16 protein-coding genes are annotated in these 19,193 nt (G+C 50.2%); 3 read left to right on the forward strand and 13 right to left on the reverse strand.

Annotation, left to right across the window (positions count from 1 at the left end; translation table 11 throughout):
* Positions 1 to 175 precede the first annotated feature (175 nt).
* From Q0198_RS00960 to Q0198_RS01000, 9 genes are all read right to left on the reverse strand, one after another.
* The gene (locus Q0198_RS00960; protein ID WP_297893974.1) at positions 176 to 331 is read right to left on the reverse strand and encodes a hypothetical protein; all 156 of its coding nucleotides are present in this window, start codon (positions 329 to 331) and stop codon (positions 176 to 178) included.
* A gap of 437 nt (positions 332 to 768) precedes the next feature.
* Complete coding sequence (locus Q0198_RS00965; protein WP_297893977.1) at positions 769 to 1,023, reverse strand: hypothetical protein; 255 nt, start codon at positions 1,021 to 1,023, stop codon at positions 769 to 771.
* Between the two features lie 99 nt (positions 1,024 to 1,122).
* Positions 1,123 to 2,019, reverse strand: a complete 897-nt coding sequence (locus Q0198_RS00970; protein ID WP_297893980.1) for a radical SAM protein — start codon at positions 2,017 to 2,019, stop codon at positions 1,123 to 1,125.
* A gap of 757 nt (positions 2,020 to 2,776) precedes the next feature.
* Positions 2,777 to 3,823 carry a uroporphyrinogen decarboxylase gene (gene hemE, locus Q0198_RS00975; protein WP_297893982.1) on the reverse strand — a complete coding sequence of 349 codons (1,047 nt, stop codon included), beginning with the start codon at positions 3,821 to 3,823 and terminating at the stop codon, positions 2,777 to 2,779.
* A 2-nt stretch (positions 3,824 to 3,825) separates the two neighbouring features.
* Entirely contained in the window at positions 3,826 to 4,317 is a 492-nt protein-coding gene (locus tag Q0198_RS00980) for a YqhA family protein (protein WP_297893984.1), read from the reverse strand.
* A gap of 304 nt (positions 4,318 to 4,621) precedes the next feature.
* On the reverse strand, positions 4,622 to 5,653 hold the full coding sequence (locus tag Q0198_RS00985) for an aspartate-semialdehyde dehydrogenase (protein WP_297893986.1): 1,032 nt from the start codon (positions 5,651 to 5,653) through the stop codon (positions 4,622 to 4,624).
* The gene (gyrA, locus tag Q0198_RS00990) at positions 5,646 to 8,369 is read right to left on the reverse strand and encodes a DNA gyrase subunit A (RefSeq protein WP_297894033.1); all 2,724 of its coding nucleotides are present in this window, start codon (positions 8,367 to 8,369) and stop codon (positions 5,646 to 5,648) included. Before gyrA ends, Q0198_RS00985 begins: the two co-directional genes overlap by 8 nt.
* Positions 8,370 to 8,419: 50 nt before the next feature.
* Positions 8,420 to 9,037, reverse strand: coding sequence for a ComF family protein (locus Q0198_RS00995; protein ID WP_297893990.1), 618 nt, complete (start codon positions 9,035 to 9,037; stop codon positions 8,420 to 8,422).
* On the reverse strand, positions 9,038 to 9,586 hold the full coding sequence (locus Q0198_RS01000) for a YajG family lipoprotein (protein WP_297893992.1): 549 nt from the start codon (positions 9,584 to 9,586) through the stop codon (positions 9,038 to 9,040).
* Between the two features lie 92 nt (positions 9,587 to 9,678).
* Between Q0198_RS01000 and Q0198_RS01005 the strand changes: the two genes are divergently transcribed.
* Positions 9,679 to 11,748: a DNA polymerase III subunit gamma/tau gene (locus Q0198_RS01005; RefSeq protein ID WP_297893993.1), complete on the forward strand. Its 2,070-nt coding sequence runs from the start codon at positions 9,679 to 9,681 to the stop codon at positions 11,746 to 11,748.
* Between the two features lie 403 nt (positions 11,749 to 12,151).
* On the opposite strand, the gene Q0198_RS01010 is transcribed toward Q0198_RS01005, so the two are convergent.
* On the reverse strand, positions 12,152 to 12,352 hold the full coding sequence (locus Q0198_RS01010) for a hypothetical protein (protein ID WP_297893996.1): 201 nt from the start codon (positions 12,350 to 12,352) through the stop codon (positions 12,152 to 12,154).
* A gap of 119 nt (positions 12,353 to 12,471) precedes the next feature.
* Between Q0198_RS01010 and Q0198_RS01015 the strand changes: the two genes are divergently transcribed.
* A complete protein-coding gene (locus tag Q0198_RS01015; RefSeq protein ID WP_005873085.1) occupies positions 12,472 to 13,401 on the forward strand; it encodes a ribose-phosphate pyrophosphokinase in 930 nt (309 codons plus the stop codon).
* Positions 13,402 to 14,081: 680 nt separating this feature from the next.
* Here Q0198_RS01015 and Q0198_RS01020 read toward each other — a convergent pair.
* The gene (locus Q0198_RS01020; protein ID WP_297893999.1) at positions 14,082 to 14,600 is read right to left on the reverse strand and encodes a hypothetical protein; all 519 of its coding nucleotides are present in this window, start codon (positions 14,598 to 14,600) and stop codon (positions 14,082 to 14,084) included.
* A gap of 305 nt (positions 14,601 to 14,905) precedes the next feature.
* On the opposite strand from Q0198_RS01020, the gene Q0198_RS01025 reads away from it, so the two are divergent.
* The gene (locus tag Q0198_RS01025) at positions 14,906 to 15,649 is read left to right on the forward strand and encodes a hypothetical protein (protein ID WP_297894003.1); all 744 of its coding nucleotides are present in this window, start codon (positions 14,906 to 14,908) and stop codon (positions 15,647 to 15,649) included.
* Between the two features lie 214 nt (positions 15,650 to 15,863).
* On the opposite strand, the gene Q0198_RS01030 is transcribed toward Q0198_RS01025, so the two are convergent.
* Both Q0198_RS01030 and lepA read right to left on the reverse strand, forming a co-directional pair.
* A complete protein-coding gene (locus Q0198_RS01030) occupies positions 15,864 to 16,568 on the reverse strand; it encodes a DUF6882 domain-containing protein (protein ID WP_297894005.1) in 705 nt (234 codons plus the stop codon).
* Positions 16,569 to 17,182: 614 nt separating this feature from the next.
* The gene (lepA, locus tag Q0198_RS01035) at positions 17,183 to 18,979 is read right to left on the reverse strand and encodes a translation elongation factor 4 (RefSeq protein WP_297894008.1); all 1,797 of its coding nucleotides are present in this window, start codon (positions 18,977 to 18,979) and stop codon (positions 17,183 to 17,185) included.
* Positions 18,980 to 19,193 lie beyond the last annotated feature (214 nt).

Genomic DNA, 19,193 nt, shown 5'->3' on the forward strand with positions numbered 1-19,193 from the left:
TAGAAAAACAGCACGAGCGGCTTGTCGTTGCCCTCGATCTTTAGCGTGCGCTCGGAGGGGTCGAACTTGGAGGCGAGCGAGGCGCCGTCGCTGCTTAGATGGTGCTTCCATCCGTCGCAGCCTACGAGCAACAGCGCGAGCACAGCGGCAGCAACTTTTAAATTTAAAAATTTAATCATTTAAAATCCGTCCTTAAATCTGCTTTTAAAACTGCTAAATTCGTTTTTAAATTTGCGTTTGAAATTTTAAAATTCACGGCGCGATCCGGGCGGGAATTTATATCACGACCTGCGCCGAGGCGTATGTCGTAATAATCCATGCTTGGGTTCATGCCGTGACTCTTGACGAGATTTATGTCATACTCCGCACTAGAATTTATATCGTGACATATATTTAAATTTAAGTCTCGATCTGCGTTAAAGTTTATACTTTGGCATGTGCTGCAACAATATGCTTAAGGCGTATGTCGCGATCCGTGTCGTAATCCGCACTAAAGTCTATGTAACGACTTGCCTAGCAATTTGTACTCGCAGCGTTTCGGTTTTTAAAATTTAGACTTTTTAAATTTAGACTTTTTAAATTTTTACCCACCTCGCTCGGCTTTGCAACGGCGCTTGATATTTCGAGGCAAATAGCTTCGACGGGACGCGCGCAGCAAAGAGTCACGCCTGCTCGCGCGAGCTTTGTGCGAACCCAAAAAGAGCGCGAGCGAGCGGTGAAATTTTTAAATTTTAACGTAGCTTTATTTTTCATCATGCGAGCTAAATTTTATGCACCGGAATTCTGTGCGCCTGAATTTCTAGTATCGGAATTTTTGCCATTAGAATTTTCGGCACTCTGATCTTCGCCGCCAGAGCTTTGCGAGGCGGGATTTTGCTCGCTCGCAGCCTCGGCGTTAGAGCTTTGCGAAGTGCTTTGGCTTAAATCGCGATCTGAAATTTTATCTTGCGAGCCGAGATTGTGCTTCATCGTGCTTTGATCCAAAAGTTCTATTCGATCGAGCTTGCCGTGTCTTAGGCGCACCACTTTGTCGGCAAATTTGGACGAAAATTCCGCATGCGAAATCTCGATAAAATTTTGCCATTAAATTACGAAACGAAATTCTACCTCGCAATTCCGCCGCTATTTCTTGGCGATTTTATAGTAGCCGTCTCTGAAAACAACCTTGCCCGCACCCACGAGGTGCTTTAAAAGCTGCGCGCTCGCTTCATCAAACATCGCCTCCACGTCGCTAGTGCGCTGAGGACGACGTGCCAAAGTATGCAATATCTCATCCTCGCTAAAACTTAACCGTTCGCTTGCGTATTTGGGTGCGGCGATGATATTTACGTTTTGATTTTCGATGAAAGTGGCTAGATAGCGCAGCTGCGCCTCGCTCACACCCTGCACGCGGTATGCGGGCGGGCGATCTATAGTGCCAATATCTACGCGGTGCGGATTGATGCGCGCCAGAGCCGCATTCAGCGCCGCAAAATCCTCCTGCGTGTCATTTAGCCCACGCACGACTAGGATTTCGATATCAAGCTCACCATGAAACTCGCGCGCAAAATCCGCGATCGCGCTTACGATATCCTCGGCGCTAATGCCTGCATGCGGACCGTCCACCTTGCGAAAGCTTTTTGCAAGCGCGCTATCTAGCGAAAATTTGCAAATATCAAGCTTTGCTAGCGCCGCGCTGTTTTCGCGCACGAGTGAGCCGTTTGACAAAACGAGCAGTTTCTGCGGCAGGTTCAGCGCCTTTAGCGCATCCACTAGCTCGGCGAAGCGCGGATGCAGCGTAGGCTCGCCGTTTGCCGTGATCGTGATGACGTCTATGCCCGCGTGGCTTTGTAGCGCGGTTTTCAGCTCGGCGATGACCGGGCCGATCTCACAGGGCTCGCTCATCGCGCTTACCGGCTTGCCTGCGCCCAGCTCGCAATAGACGCAGTTGAAGTTGCACTGCTTGCGCTGCGGGCTTAGATCGATACCGAGGCTGCGCCCGAACCTGCGCGAGGTCACGGGCCCGAAAATATATCTCATTTTTGCTCCATGATTGATTTACGTGCAGCGGCGTTTTTGGCACAAGATTTCGCTTTAAAACTTTACTTTACGGAATTTTAATTTGCAAAATTTTAATTTGAAATTCCGCATCGTGAAATTTTACTGAAATTTGCTTTTAAAAATTTAGCTAGAAAATCCCGCTTTTAAATTTTACGTAGCAAATTTACGCCGATCTCAAGTCTCGCACCAATAACGCTTTGCATCGAGCTTTTAAAATTCTACGTAGCAAATTTATACCTTGAAATTTAAGCTCCGCGTGCCGAAATTTAGCGCCGCTTTTATGCGAATTTTCACTTCTGCGCGCCGCCCCGCTACGGCAAAATTTTAAGCTTAGAGCTTTGAATTTATCCTTAAATTTAGGGGGCGCGATCCATGAATTTTAAAGCGCAGGCCAAATTTAAACTCGCAAGTTTGCGGTATTTTTCAGCGTTGCAGATACGGTGCGTAGATTTTTTAATCCCATGCTCGGCGCAAAAGCGACATAAATTTCAAATGCAGCTAAATTTTAAAATTTCGTGGTATCGTTGCATCAAAACGGCGCAGAATTTTAAAATTTAGAGCTTTGCGTTTCGTGAGCTGTTTTAGCGGCGTGAAAACGGTGCAAAATTTAAAATTTATGAACAGCGAAAAGATCGCGCGAAAGCAAAGCAAGCGACCCAGGCGAGTGAAATTTTAAATTACGGCTCTATAAAATTTGCAACGACGCGCCGCAAGCAGGCTCTCGCAAAATCCGGTTTCAGCGCGCGCTTAGCTCGTGCACCAGATCCACTAGATATTTGGCGTTTTGCACGCTTACGTCGGGCAAAATTCCATGTCCTAGATTAAAGATATGCGCGACACCCTTCATCGCTGCTAAAATTTCGCGCACGCCCGATTCTATCGCGCCGCGGTCGTATAGCCGCATCGGCTCCAGGTTGCCCTGAAGCGCAAATTTACCCCCGAGCTGCTCGCGCGCAAGCCCCATAGGAGTGCTCCAATCCACGCCCCATACGTCAAAGCTCGCCTCGCCTCGCTGCGTCGCGATACTGCTCAGCCGCGACATCTGCGCACCCGTGCCCTTGGCAAAGACGATGAGCGGGATATGCGGGAATTTCGCCTTTAAAAATTCCGTGATTTCCAAGATGTATCGCCAGCCGAACTCCTCGTATGCGCTCGGCTCCAGCGCGCCCGCCCAGCTGTCGAAGATCTGCACCGCATCGACGCCCGAGCTGATCTGGCGCGCCAGATAAAGCTTCGTCGCCTCCGTAACGAGGCGCAAAATTTCATGCAGAAGCTGCGGATTTTCGTAAAGCATCCTTTTGCAAACGGCGTAATTTTTGCTGCCGCCGCCCTCTATCATATAGGTAGCGATCGTCCACGGCGCGCCGCAAAAGCCGATGAGCGCTTTGTCCGCGGCAAGGCGCGAGCGAGTAAGCGAGATCGTATCATAAACGTATCCGAGCTCTGCCGCGGCCTTTTGCGGATCAAGACGCGCCAAATCACCCCGGGAGCGGATCGGATCACTAAAGCGCGGTCCTTCGCCCGCTTCGAAGCGCAGATCCATCCCCATCTGCATCGGCACAACCAAAATATCGCTAAAAAGTATCGCCGCATCGACGCCTAAAATCTCCACGGGCTGGATCGTTACCTCGCTAGCGGCGCGGTAGTCGCGGCACAGGCTCAAAAAATCGCCCGCCCTCTCACGCACCGCCATGTATTGCGGCAGGTAGCGCCCCGCCTGGCGCATCATCCAAATGGGCGTGTATGGGGTCTCTTTGCCAAAGCATGCGTCGATGAAAACCATTTTTATCCTTTAAATTTACTCAAAATATACAAAGCCAAACAAACCGCAAAGATAGCCCCTGCGAGCAAAAGCATATCCAAAGGGGTAGTAAAATCGGTGTACAAAATTCTCTTGAAAAAATCCACTACCAGCACCATTATGATAACGCTGCCGAGTTTATGTTTTAGCTCATCCAGCGAGGCGATCTTTAAAACTTGTAAATTTAGATCTACAAACTCGTCGATAAAGAGCTCATAAATTCCAAATACGAAGATTAGCAGCACTATAGCGACTAGATACAGATCGATCGCCGTTATTATTTCGCTTAAAATGTCAATGTAAAGCGCTCGCTCACTCTGCGGGGCTAGGAAAAATTCCACGATTTTATAGAACGCCGAACAGATTTCGTAGCTTGCCATCACAAATATCGTCGCACTAGCCGCAACACAAAAAATAACAGGCAGAAGCGTTAGAGATTTGCTACAAAGCAAAAATTTTTCAAATATAGCTTTCATTTCTTCCTTAAATTTTAATTCGAGCTTAGCCGCTCCGCAAACGGACGTATAAATTTAAAAGCCGCCTCATGCCGAAGTGTTCGTTTAAATTTACGCTCGTTTGCAATCGCGTAAATTTATCTCTTTTAAGCGCACGTTTGAACTTATTTAAATTTTGCGCCAGGTTAAAGGCGCAAAATTCTAACTTGCGGTCTTAAATTTTTAACTAGGCTGATTTGCAAATTTATTCGCCGGTCTTCGGCGCCGAAACCGCGCACGCGACAGCATCCGCGTACAAAGTCTCGGCAACTTTGCTAAATTTATCCTACCTGTCTTGCTGCATATCTATCCAGCGAAGCGCGATACGTACGGCGTTCGTAGCCGCTCCGACGCGGATCTGATCGGCGCTGCACCAAAGATGCAGAATTTTATCGTCGAAATTGTCCCTGCGGAGCCTGCCGACGTAGGTTTCGTTCGTATCGCTAGAAAGCAGCGGCATCGGGTATTCGTTTTTGCTCGGATCGTCTACAAGCACGATGCTAGGCGCGTTTCTTAAAATTTCACGCACGCGGCTAATCTCGAAATCCTTTTTAAATTTTATCGTGATCGCCTCGCTGTGGCTGCGAAGTACCGGCACGCGAACGCAGGTAGCCGAAACGGCGAAGTTTTTATGCAAAATTTTCTGCGTTTCGTTCACCATCTTCATCTCCTCTTTGGTGTAGTCGTTGTCCAAAAAGACGTCGATGTGCGGGATGACGTTAAATGCTAGCTGGTGCGCGAAAACTTTAGGTTTGCACTCATCAAGCTTAAATTCAAAAAATTTCTGCAGCTGAAACACAAGCTCCTCCATACCCTCTTTGCCTGCGCCGCTGGCGGCTTGGTAGGTGCTTACGTCCACGCGCTCTATTTCAAATGCATCATCAAGCGGCTTAAGAATTTGAACCATCTGGATGGTCGAGCAGTTCGGATTGGAGATGATGCCGGTCTCCTTCCACAGCTCGATATCCTGCGGGTTGCACTCCGGCACTACGAGCGGAACGTCCTCTTGCATACGAAAGTGGCTCGTGTTATCTATCACCACTGCGCCGCTTGCCGCAGCAAATGGCACGTAATGCGCCGAAATGGAGCCGCCCGCGCTAAAAAACGCGATGTCGATCTCGTTTTCGTCGAAGGTGCTGTCCGTTAGCTCCCTCACGACGTATTCTTTGCCGCGGAATTCCACCTTCTCGCCCGCGCTCTTTGCGCTCGCAAGCGGCAGTATGTCCTTTACGGGGAAGTTCATCTCGTCTAAGACGCGCAAAATCTCCTCGCCTACGGCGCCGGTAGCGCCTACGATGGCGATATTGTAACTACTCATCCTCTCCTCCTTTTAAAATTTCATCGCTAGGGCCGTCGCTCTGCGAATCTTTGCTATCTAAATTTGAATTTAATAAATTTTCATCCTGCGCAAGCTCGTCCGCTTCGCCCTCGTCGCCCTCCTCAGCTTTCGGGCAGGTCGCGATGCTCACGACGTCGTCGCCCTCGACATTTACGACGATGACGCCGCTGGTGTTGCGGCCCGCTTTGCGGATGCTTTGCATATCCACGCGGATCATCTTGCCGCTCGTAGTAAGCGCCATAAGATCCATCTCCTCATCGACCATCACGACGCCGATAAGCTCGCCGGTGCGGTTGGTGAGCTTCATGCAGATGACGCCCTTGCCGCCGCGGTTTGTGAGGCGATACTCGCTCGCGGTCGTGCGCTTGCCGATACCCTTTTGGCTCACGCTTAAAATTTCTTGCATATCGCTTAAAATAAACGCGGCGCCGATGACCTCGTCCCCTTTTTCTTTAAATTTAATCCCCTTTACGCCGCGAGCGATGCGCCCCATCTGGCGAATTTTATTTAGATTAAATTTAAGGCACATTCCCTTTTTCGTAGCGATGAAGAGCATATTTTCGTTGGCGCTTTGCGGCTCGCCCTCTTGTGCGTCCGAAATCTCATCCGAAATTTCATTCTCGCTTCCCTCTAAAATATCCTGCTCGGTCTGCTCTAAGGCTTCTTCAGCCTCGCCGCCGTCCAGATCGTCGCCGCTTAGAGCGCCTCCTTTGTAGTTTTGCATCTCCTCGGCGCTGTTTGGAGCGATGAGAGCGGTTACGAGAGTGTCGTCCTCATCCAGGCTGATAGCGCGGATGCCGAGTGAGCGGATGTTTTTAAACTCGCTTAAATTCGTGCGTTTTACGATGCCGTTGCGAGTGAAAAATACGAGCGACTTGCTCGGATCAAAATCGGTCGTAGGGATGATCGCCATGATCTTTTCGTCTGCGCCGAGCTGGATTAAATTTACTACCGCCTTGCCCTTTGCGGTGCGCGAGCCCTCCGGGATTTTATAGACCTTGAGCCAGTAAAGCTGCCCGCGGTCGGTGATAAACATAAGCGTGTCGTGGGTGTTGGACGTAAAAAAGCTCTCGATGAAGTCGTCATCGTACGTCGTGACCGCCACGCGCCCCTTGCCGCCGCGCTTTTGCTTCTCGTAAGTCTTGCTAGGCACGCGCTTGATGTAGCCGCGGTGAGTGATCGTAACGACCATATTTTCATTCGCGATTAGATCTTCGATGTCGATATCTTCGTAGTCATCGACGATTTCGGTGATGCGCGGGCATCTGAATTTATCCTTGATCTCCAAAAGCTCATCTTTGATGATCCCCTCAATCAGCTCCTCGCTCTTTAAGATCGCATCAAGCCGCTTTATCTCGGCTAAAATTTCTTTTAGCTCCTCCTCGATCTTTTCGCGCTCAAGCCCCGTTAAACGGCTTAGCCTCATATCCAAAATCGCGCCCGATTGTGCTTCGCTAAGGCCGAATCTGCTCATTAAATTTTCGCGCGCTACGTTGGTGTCGGCGGAATTTCTAATCACGTCGATCACTTCGTCGATGTTATCTAGCGCGATCTTTAAGCCCTCCAGGATGTGCGCTCTAGCGCGCGCTTTTTGAAGCTCAAAAATCGTGCGGCGGATGATGATGGTTTTTCTGTGGTTCAAAAACAGTTTCAAAAGCTCTATCAGCGTAAAAATCTTCGGCTCCTTGCCGTCGATTGCGAGCATTATCACGCCGAAGGTCGCCTCCATCGTGGTTTGCTTAAATAGATTATTTAGCACGATCTCGCTCATCGCGTCGCGTTTAAGCTCGATTACTACGCGAATTCCGTCGCGATCGCTCTCGTCGCGCACCTCAGAGATGCCTTCGATCTGCTTTTCTTTTACGAGATCTGCGATCTGCTCAATGAGGCGCGCTTTATTGGTCTGATACGGCAGCTCGTCGATTACGATGACATCTTTACTAGCTTTTTTTTCAATATGGGTTTTAGCGCGAATTTTAACGCGCCCTCTGCCCGTTTTATACGCCTCGATGATCCCCTTTTTGCCATAGATGATGCCGCCGGTCGGAAAATCGGGACCCTTGATCTCGCCCATGATCTCTTCTAGGCTTGCGTTTTTATTCTCAAGCAGTATCAAAAGACCGCCCACAAGCTCATCTAGGCTGTGCGGCGGGATATTCGTCGCCATTCCCACGGCGATTCCGCTTGAGCCGTTAAGCAGCAAATTTGGCACGCGCGCAGGCAATACGTCGGGCTCGTTTAGGCTCTCATCGTAGTTCGGTACGAAATCGACCGTCTCTTTATCCAGGTCTTTTAGCAGCTCCTCGGCTAGCGGCGTCATACGCGCTTCGGTGTATCTCATCGCCGCCGCTCCGTCGCCGTCGATCGAACCAAAGTTACCCTGCCCGTCCACGGAAGGAATTCTCATCGAAAAGCTCTGCGCCATTCGCACGAGCGCATCATAAACGGCGGTATCGCCGTGCGGATGGTATTTACCGATGACGTCGCCTACGATACGAGCGGATTTTTTGTATGGCTGGCGAGAACCCACGCCAAGATCGTTCATCGCGTATAAAATTCGCCTATGCACCGGCTTTAGACCGTCTCTGGCATCCGGCAGTGCACGACCGATGATGACGCTCATCGAGTAATCAAGATAGCTCGTCTTGATCGATTCTTCGACGTCTATATCGATGATCTCCTGATTTTCAAACATATTTGATTGCATAAATATCCTTTTAAATTTTAAAGCGCGATTATAGCGAATTATTCTTTTGCATTAGCTAAAACCAAGCCGCACACGGGCATAAAGCCGCCATCGATCAAGCTCTCGCGCGCTTGCAGCATGCTAAGACCGGAGGTGATGATGTCATCTACTAGGATTACGGGGAATTTCGGCGGGGTTAAAATTTTAAAATTTCGCTTGTGCTTTAGGCGAAATTCCAAACTCTGCCCGGTGTATTTGACGCGATTTTGCGCGCGCAGGCAGTGAAATTTTGGCTCCACGAGCTCGCTTTTTAGCGCGCGAGCTAAGATCGCCGTGTGCGAATAGCCACTGCGTACGTCATCATCCAGCGGCACGGCGTTAAATTTAAAAGCTCCGTCCGTTTTAAACGCTTCGTAGTTTTGCGGATTTGCTGAAATTTCGCGCCGCAGATGAAGCGGAAATTTCGCTAAGCTTAAAGAGGCTATGCGCGCAAGCACCGCAGCGCCGTATTCGTGATGTTTAGAAAGTATAAGCTCTCGAATTTCGGAGTAGCCGTAGTAATAAAACACGCTAAAGCCCTCCACCTGCCGCATACCTAGGCGGCATTCGGCTAAATTTGCGGCGCAGGCTGCGCAGATCGTGCGCAGGCTAAACGCGCCGCAATTTACGCAGCGCATCTAAAGCGTCGAGATGATTTGATCGGCGGATTTTTTGACGATGTCGCCAAGCAAGCTTTGCACGAAAGGATTAAGCGATCTAGCCGTGCGAAGCGCGGTAAATTGGCTCTGATCCTGCGAAACGCGCTTAGTAGTGGTTTTGTTGCCCTGCACGATAGAAATCGCGATCTCGCCTCTTGCGCTCATATTTTCCTTCGAGTAGCCGTTGATCGCTGCCGAGATGCTTCTAATATTTACGGTTACGATATTCGGGCTTGCAGGATCGATCCTTACGCCGCGAGCCTCAAGCTCCGCGCGCAAAGCCTTATCGAACCACGCCGAGAGATTGTTTTTTAAAAGCACTTCATCGACGAGTTTGCCGTCGTTGTCGTTTATAACGGCGATTACCATCTGATTTTCGCGCTGATCGTTGATCGCGTTGATATTTACCGACTTGCCGCTTACGGTCTGATCGGCCTTAGAGAGATACGGATTTAAGCTGATGACGCTGCTGGTTTGCGAGCAGGCGACAAAAAATAGCGCGAATACGCCGATTAAAAATTTTTTCATTTTTATCCTTTTTCTGAAATTCGGGCGCATTGTAGCACTAAATTTAAAATTTATAGATTTTTTTGTATCATTGCAAGATCAAAGGAGAAATTTTGCAAGCACTCGCTTTAAAATACAGACCCAAAAGCTTCGAGCAGCTCATCGGTCAAGATGCCGTCGCCAAAAGCCTCGCACACGCGCTGGATTCAGGCAGGCTGAGCCACGCATATCTTTTCAGCGGACTTCGCGGCAGCGGTAAAACTTCGACGGCTAGGATTTTTGCCAAAGCGCTTTTATGCGATAAAGGCCCTACCGGCAAGCCGTGCGAGGTCTGCGATAACTGCGTAATGGCAAACGAGGGGCGCCACATCGACATCATCGAGATGGACGCCGCCAGCCATCGCAAGATCGACGATATCCGCGAGCTCATCGAGCAGACGAAGTATCATCCCGCGAGCGCGCGCTTTAAAATTTTCATCATCGACGAGGTGCATATGCTCACCAAAGAGGCCTCCAATGCGCTTTTAAAAACGCTTGAGGAGCCGCCTAGCTACGTAAAATTTATCCTTGCGACTACCGATCCGCTCAAGCTTCCAGTCACCGTGCTATCGCGCACGCAGCACTTTCGCTTTAAGCCGATCGCTAAAAGCGCCGTCGTAGCGCACCTAGAGCAAATTTTAAAAACCGAAAACATCGCTTACGAAGAGGGCGCGCTCGAAATTCTAGCGCGCAGCGGCTCAGGCTCTCTACGAGACACGCTCACGCTCCTCGATCAGGCGATTATCTTTAGCCGCGAAGGCATCACGCAGCGCGCGATTGCCGATATGCTTGGCCTGCTCGATCCTGCTAAAATAGGCGAAATTTTAGATGTCGTGCTGCGCCAGGACCGCGCGGGCGCGATCGAGATCATCAAAGAGGTCGAAAATTACAACGCCGAGACGATAATCGACGAGATGATCGCAAATTTAAAGGATAAATTCCTGCGCCGCGACGCGAAATTTAGCCTGCTGATGTATGAGCGGTTTTTCCGCATTTTAGCGGGCGCCAAGAGCATGCTCGCCATCAGCCCGGACAACACCTACGCGATTTCTATGATGATTTTTATGATGATGGAGGCGGTAAATCTGCGCGAGATCGACGAACTTATCGAGGTCGGAAGATCGCTGGATCAAGGCGAGAGCTATGCTTCTGCTTCGGCGCCTAATTTAAACGCGCAAAGCTCCGCGCCGAATTTTAGGTCAAATTCCAACCAAAGCGCGAATTTTGTGTCAAATAGCGAGCCGGACGGCGCGGCTTTTGCACCGAGCAACCAGGGTAGCGCGACAAGCGGCGTACCTAGCTTTACGGCAAGCGCAAAACGTCCCGCAAGCCCTGCGCAAAACTTCGGTGCGGCAAAACAGAGCCCTGACGCAGGCGGCGAGATTAAACCGAGCGCGCCGGCGCAGGCGCAAAATTCTAACTCTTCCGCCAAAGCAAGCGCTCAAAATGAAATTTACGAGAATTTTCTAGCCAAAATTTACGACCGAGATTACGATCTGGGCGAGAAATTTAGCAAGTGCGTGGAATTTTTAAAATTTGAGCGCGGCACGCTGTATCTGCTCTCGCGCGCGCAGGGGCAGGATAGAGAATATCTGCGCAAGGGCTCGCGAGCGATAAATAGCGTGCTAAAATCGCTCTTCGGCGAGAGCGCGAAAATCAAAATAGAGCAAAGCGCGCCGCAAAAGCAAAATTCTGCGCAAAATAGCGCAGAAAATTCTGCCCCAAGCAGCGTAGATAGCGCAGCAAAAGACGGGGCGGGCAGCGCAGAAAAACCGCTTGAAAATTCTAGCGACACCACAAGCGGCGCGCAGAATTCCGAGACGGGCGCGATAAATGCCGAAAGCTCCGTGCAGGATGAAATTTCAAACGGCGGCGAAAATTCCGAAGAAAATTCCGCGCCGAAAGCGGCAAAACCGCAAAAAAACGGCGCTAGCGGCGAGAGCGAAAAACAGCCGCCCAAGGACGATCTGCTAAGATCCACCGATCCGCAAAACTACGCCGCAAAGCTTCGCGATACGAGCAAGAGCGTGCGCGCCGCCAAGGCAGGCCTCGCTGAGCTCGCAAACGGCGCGCAGGACGGCAAGGAAATTTTGATTTCCGAGATGAATAGGCTATTCGGCGAGCCCACCAAAATCACAGAATAGCGCTCGCTGCGGATTAAATTTATCTCCGTGCGATTTTAAAATTTGAGCGCGTGAAAGCAATATCTAAATTTACGCGGCGAATGGAGCTCGCACGATAAATTTTAAAATTTCGCGGCACGCAATCAAGCTTTAGAGAGCCAACTTTTAAATTTGATCGTCAAAGCGAGCTTCAAATTTTGGCTAAAGCAAAGCACATTTTAAATTTAACCGCCCAAGAAATATAAAATTTATGCGCCGCGGCAGTCTAAAATTTAGCGCGCCAAGTATCCGCGCAGTCTGTCCCATGCGAGCTCAAAATTTAAATTTAAACGCACTTTCCGCAGTTCAAAAATAAAATTTGCGCGTTTGCATAGCGAATGTAAAATTCCGCGCTCATCCGCACCCTGCCCTCCGCGATACGACTTTAGCCGTACCCCTGCTTGATGCGCTTTTTCAGACTTTCATCAAGCTTTGCGATACGGTTTTGCCCGCAATCTGCGCGGCTGCTCGTGCAAAAACGCAGGCTACGATCGCTCGCGGACGCTGCAACCCACAGCCAAAATTTCACCGGGGTAAAGCCGCGGCGAGCCGAGCCGCCCTGAAATTTTAAAAATTTATCTCGCAAACTGGCTGCGGTTCGCGATGCTCGCTTATGAATTTTACGCGAGCGCGGCGGGCGAATTAGCTAAAATTTAGCGCTTTTGGTGTAGAATTCGAGCAAATTTCAATCCAAAGGTCATTAAAATGCGCGGATATAAAATTTTCTCCGGCACCGCAAATCCCGAATTTGCCAAAAAAATCTCCAAATATCTCTCGCTGCCGCTTAGCGAGTGCGCGATCAAAACCTTCAGCGACGGCGAAATCAGCGTCCAGATCGGCGAGAGCGTGCGCGGCAAGGACGTCTTCGTCATCCAACCGACCTGCGCGCCCGCAAACTCCAATCTGATGGAGCTTCTGATCCTAACCGACGCGCTGAAGCGCTCCAGCGCGAACTCGATCACGGCGGTCGTGCCATACTTCGGCTACGCTCGCCAAGACCGCAAGGCAGCTCCGCGCGTACCGATCAGCGCGAAGCTCGTGGCGAATATGATGCAGACGGCGGGGATCGACCGCGTCGTCACGATGGATCTGCACGCGGGGCAGATACAGGGCTTTTTCGACGTGCCGGTCGATAACCTCTACGGCTCACTGATATTTTTGGATTATCTGAAAGAGAAAAATTTAAAAAATCCGATTATCGCCAGCCCCGACGTTGGCGGCGTCGCGCGCGCCAGAAGCTTCGCTAAAAAGCTCTCGCTCGATCTCGTCATCGTCGATAAGCGCCGCGAGGAGGCGAACAAAAGCGAGGTGATGAATATCATCGGCGACGTCGCGGGCAAGGACGTGATCCTAATCGACGATATGATCGATACCGCGGGCACCATCGTCAAGGCCGCGGGCGCGTTTAAGGAACAGGGCGCGAAGAGCGTCAGCGCGTTTTGCACGCACGCCGTGCTAAGCGGCCCGGCATACGAGCGCATCGAAAGCGGCGCGCTAGACGGCCTCGTCGTGACCGACACAATCCCGCTAAAGCAGGAAAGCGACCGCATTAAGGTAATCAGCGTCGCTCCGCTTTTCGGCGAGGTCATCAGGCGCGTATATCACGACGAGAGCGTAAACAGCTTATTCAAATAAAATTTTAAAATTTAAAACGCGGCGCGGTTTGTTTTATACAGCCGCGGAAATGCAAACTAGGCGCTTTGCAGTAAGAGGTCGCGGCTCAGCTGCAAGTCAAGCGTTTATGCCTGCGGGCTCTAAATTTGCAGCGTTGAGCTCGCTGCGATTTGACTATTGCGGACAGAGATATTTAACTGCGACGCGAAATTTAGCTTCTAGGCGGCAAATTTAACTCTGCGTGACATTTACTACGCGCGGCGGAAATTTTAACTGCAACCGCAGAGTAAATTTACCGCACTAACCGCTGCAAGCCGCATTTTAATCCGCCATATTAACTCCGTTAGACTGCGTTTTAAATTTGCCGTAAAATTTTCCATATATTTGGTGAGATCGCGCAGCGCCCCGCGCTTTAAATTTATGATAATTGCCGCGCATTCGCCATCTGTCCGTGCAGCTGTTTTTTTATAAAACTCGTATCCGCTAAATCGTGCAAACCGCGTTTTAAATTTCGCCGCTTCATTGGCGGGGGAGCTATCGATATGTCGGCAGTCCGCAAGCGATCCGCTTCTTTAAATTTTACTGCTCAATCTCGCTGCATATTTTTACAATTCCGCGATTAAAAGCCCGCGAACTGCCAAAAATTCTTTATGGTTTAATCAAATGTAATACCGGCGCGTGCGTTGCGCTTGAGCAGGTCGCTAAAATTTCTTTATGATTTCCATCAAGCGCTTAACCATGGCCGCGATCGCGTCATTTTCATAGCTATCGTCTGTATTTTGCAACGCTATGGTTTTCATATTGCCGAAAAATCCCGGATCGTAATGCTCGATGTCATTTTGCACGTAGCTTCTTAAAATTTGGCCGTTTCTTACGAGTTGAACCTCATAGATAAACTCTATGCCACCAATTCTATCGCTAGGAAACGGAGTAGCTTCGCCCGTAAAGCCCCTGTGGTGCTTTATTGTAATTTTAAGCTCATCGGTAGAGTTTTGATCCAGCAGGTTCGCCTCTTTTAGCGCCGCTAAAAGCTGCTCGTTGTACTTTTTCTCGACCGCTTCCGGCGATTGATAGACAAATTTTTTCGGATTATGGTTTTGGAAGTGTTGGTAGGTAATCCCCTTGAATTTATACGCGCTTGCGATCGGTACTTTCGGCTGAGACTGCCCACAACCTACGAAAAATAGCGCCGCAAAAAGCAAAGCAAAAATTTTTTTCATTTTTTCTCCTTTAAAATTTTGTGCAATTATACAAAAACGGGGTTTAGCCCGGGCTAAATTTCCGATCTTTTGGTGCCGCTACGCGTTTAAATTTTGATAAATTTAAGCGGAAGCGCAAAATTTTAAGTAGAGCTCGTCGGCTAAATTTCAAATCCTTTAAATTTGCAACCCATTTAAATTTTAAAGCCTCTTTAAATTTAAAATTTAATCCGAATTTGATCTGAAATTTTATAAAATTTCACTATTTTAAACGGGCTTTAAAAGCGCGCGCAAGCTGTTTTGAAAGCCTGAAATAAAGGAAGCTGATGCCTACTTTTACTACCAAAGACTACAAAGCCGCCCTTCGCAACCGCAGCGCACGAACCACGAGCGCAGGCGGATTTAGCGTCAAAAACGACAACTCCTTCATCGTGATCTTCGTCATTGCGATGATGGTCTTTATATTTTTTTACGGCGTGTCGGCCGGGCTTGATTTAGATGAAATTTTTTTAGGCAACGGACGCGGTCGCGGCGGAGGCGGGATTTTGGGGCTTTTGATCGCGGGCGTAGCTTGGTATCAAGGGCGCGATGGCGGCGGGCTGTTTAAATTTAACGACCACGCGATCACCTTCGTCTCGGGCGTGGGCAAGAGCGAAATTCTGCTCTTTAATATCGACTACGTTAGGCTCACGCCAGGCTTTTTGCGCACCTGCACCGGCTACACGGCGCTTAGCCACTCCCGCTACGTAAAATGCGAGCAGTTCTTCACATTTGGAATCGGATCGATCATCGTGCTGTGGCTAGTCGGTATCGCCATGAGCGAGCGCGTGGGGATGGCATTCGTGATAATGGTCGTGGGCGTCGTGATCTTTATCTTCGCCAAGGCGCTTTCGTCGTGGCGGCTAAACGGCGACTTTCACGACATCTTGCTGCGCGACACCGTGCTGATCCGCGGCAAAGATCTGAACGACCGCGTGCTGTGGTTTGCGATCACGCCCGGTCGCAACGACCGCCGCAGGCTGCGTGCCTACTTCAAAGAGCATCTTGACTTCGACATCGACGGCGGCTGATTTTGGTTTAAAATTTAAAGGCTTGAGCGCGGATAGAGTAGCAGAATTTTACGACGCAAAATTTTAAGAGGAATTTCACTCGACGGAATTTTGCGATCTAAATTTTACCGAGCAAAATTCTAAGGCTGAAAATTTTAAGATATAAAATTTACGAAGCAGAATTTCACGGCGTAAATTTTAAAGCCCCAGAATGCACGGCGCGAGATTTGCAGCTCTATACGGCAAACTTCACCTCGCTTAGCCGCCCCAAATTATCAAACAAAAAGAGCGCATCCTTTTTAAAATTCGCCGCGATCTTGCCCGCCGCTTCACTAAATTTCGTGCCGTTTCTAAGCAAAAGCGCCCCCGATAAAACGGCGTGATTTAGCTGAAACGCGCCTATGTAATCGCACGCCAAAGAGATGAGCCCCCTTGCATCCATGCTGAGCTTGATCGTGCCATCAGAGCTCACACACTCGCCCGCCGCAAACGCCACAAACACCGCTCCACCTGCGTGCGGACAGCGGTAGTAACATACCGGTTCCTGCGACAATCCGCACGCAATCGCGCTTAGAGCGTGGCCGTTTATCTCCGCGCTTAGTGCGAGCTTAGGCGTGCTAAGCTCCTCTAGCCCGTGCCGCAAGCCGAAGTCGCGCACATCTCGCGCAAAGGCAAGTGGCCACTCATCGAGGCGTTTTATGTTCTCGTACCCCCACAGCCACGTGCGGTTGTCGCTTGCTTCGCTACCGATACACCAAATGGCGCGCGGCGCATTATCGCAGAAACTGATCTCACCGTGCTCAAAATCCACAGAGCGACGCCTGCCCTTTACAATCAGCTTCGAACCCGCCTCTTGCGCCCTTGCGCCGCAACCCAAACACGCCGAAAACAGATCAATAAAGCTGCTCTTATCCACGCCTAAGCGGTCTAAAAATTTCATTTTTCTCCTTTTACCGCGCCGATAAATTTAGCGCTTTTGCGGGATTTATCGGCGCACCCTATTATACGCCACGCACGCTGTTTTGCTATAAAACACTCGCGCTATGGAAATTTCATGCGGCGCGCAGGAAAATTTAATCAAATTTTATAAAGTCGCAGCGGGTAAAATTTCATAGCGGGCGCCGCCCGGATAGAATTTTGCAGAAGGCGACGGGCACGGCGAGTGCAACTGTAGGAGATGACGGGCGCGACCGCAATGATTGACGGACGGTAAAAATTTAAACCGCTCGCGGAATGTTAAATTTGAAAGATGAAATTTTAGCCTAACGGCATGCGGCAGAATTTTACGACCGAGCAGCGAGCGTTAGAGCTTAAAGCGGCACAAAATGGGCGCGCAACAGCGAATGTATCAGCTCAGGCGGCAAGCGATAGTTAAAGCCGTGCGGTCATAAAATTTAAATCGCCTCTTAAGATCGTAAAATTTAAAGACGAAATTTCATACCGAACGGCGAGCCGCTAAATTTAAACCGCCCTAGCGATCGTCAAAATTTAAAAGCAAATTTTACGGCCGCGCGGCAAAAGATGAAATTTAAATCACCCGCTCAAGCATAAAATTTAATCGATCTTCAGCACGCTTAAAAATGCCTCGCTCGGCAGATTTACCTTGCCGATCGCTTTCATGCGCTTTTTGCCCTCTTTTTGCTTCTCGAGCAGCTTGCGCTTGCGCGTGATGTCGCCGCCGTAGCACTTGGCGGTCACATTTTTGCCCATGGCGCGGACGTTTTCGCGCGCGATGATCTTGTTGCCGATGCTTGCTTGGATCGCGACTTCAAAAAGCTGCCGCGGCACGATCTCCTTCATCGCTTTGACGAGGTCGCGCCCCTTGGATTCGGCTTTTGAGGCGGGCACGATGATCGAGAGCGCATCGACCGCTTCGCCGGCGACGCGAATATCGAGCTTTACGAGATCGCCGCGCCTGTAATCGATCGGCTCGTAATCAAAGCTCGCATAGCCCTTGGTGCAGGACTTGAGCTTGTCGTAAAAGTCCATTATGATCTCGTTTGTCGGCACGTCGTATTCGAGCAGGACGCGCTCCGGCGTGATGTAGTCCATCTTGGTTTGGACGCCGCGGCGCAAATTTAAAAGGCTGATGAGATTGCCTAAAAACTCGCTAGGGGTGATGATGGTCGCCCTGACGTAGGGCTCCTCGATGCGCTCGATGAAATTTGGCGCCGGAAGCTCGCTGGGGCTATGTATCCGCACGCACGAGCCGTCCGTGAGATACACGGCGTAGGTCACCGTAGGCGCCGTGGCGATGAGATCGAGATCAAACTCGCGCTCGAGCCGCTCCTTCACGACCTCCATATGCAGTAGCCCCAAAAACCCGACGCGAAAGCCAAATCCTAGCGCGAGCGAAGTCTCAGGCTCGTAGCTAAGCGAGCTGTCGTTTAGGCTGAGCTTGTCTAAAGCGTCGCGCAGATCTTCAAATTTATCTGTCTGCACGGGATAGATGCCCGCAAACACGAAGGGCTTAGCCTTCTCAAACCCGCCCACCGGCGCGGCGGCGCGTTTTTTAAAAAGCGTGATCGTATCGCCCACCTGCACGTCGGCGACGTTTTTTAGCCCCATTACTACGATGCCCACTTCGCCGCTACTAAGCTCGCGGGTTTTGGCGGGCGCGAGCGGGTTGGGATACATCAGATCAAGCACCTCGTGGCGGTTCTCGCTACCCATTATATAGACCTCGTCGCCCTTTTTCAGCACGCCGTCGTAGAGCCTCGCAAGCGCGAGCGCGCCTAGGTAGTTATCGAACCAGCTGTCGTAGATGAGCGCCTTAAGCGGCGCGGCGTCGTCCGTTTTGGGCGCGGGGATGCGAGTAATTATCGCTTCTAAAAGCTCCTTGATGCCCGCGCCCGTCTTGGCGCTGACCTCGATCGCGCTGCTGCAATCAAGCCCGATGACGTGCTCGATCTCCTCTTTTACGCGCTGCGGATCGGCGGCGGGCAAATCGATTTTGTTGAGCACAGGGATGATCTCGAGGTTGTGCTGTAGTGCGATATAGACGTTTGCGATGGTCTGCGCCTGTACGCCCTGGCTCGCATCCACGACGAGGATCGCCCCCTCGCAGCTAGCCAGTGAGCGCGATACCTCGTAGCTAAAATCCACATGGCCCGGAGTGTCGATCAAATTTAAAACGTATTTCTCACCGCCAAGCTCATACTCGAGCCGCACGGACTGCGCCTTGATCGTGATGCCGCGCTCCTTTTCGATATCCATCGTGTCCATGATCTGGCTACTCATCTGGCGCGCCTCTACGGCGTTGCATTCGCTGATTAGGCGGTCGGCAAGCGTGGATTTGCCATGGTCGATATGCGCGATGATGCTGAAATTTCTGATATTTTTTGTTTTCAAGTGGCTTTCCTGATGAAATTTTAAGCCGCATTGTGCCGAAATTTCATTTAAAAACGGGTAAATGAGCAGTGGAATTTATGAAGCGATTTTATACGACAGATCTAGGTGGATTGGAATTTTACAAAACGAAATTTTAAAGGATAAGAGAAAATGCGGACGGCTTTGAGTAATAAAATTTTAAATTTTATCGGCGATGCGTTTTACCGCGATAGAA

Source organism: uncultured Campylobacter sp. (assembly GCF_938045205.1).
In the GTDB taxonomy this organism is placed as follows: Bacteria; Campylobacterota; Campylobacteria; order Campylobacterales; family Campylobacteraceae; genus Campylobacter_B.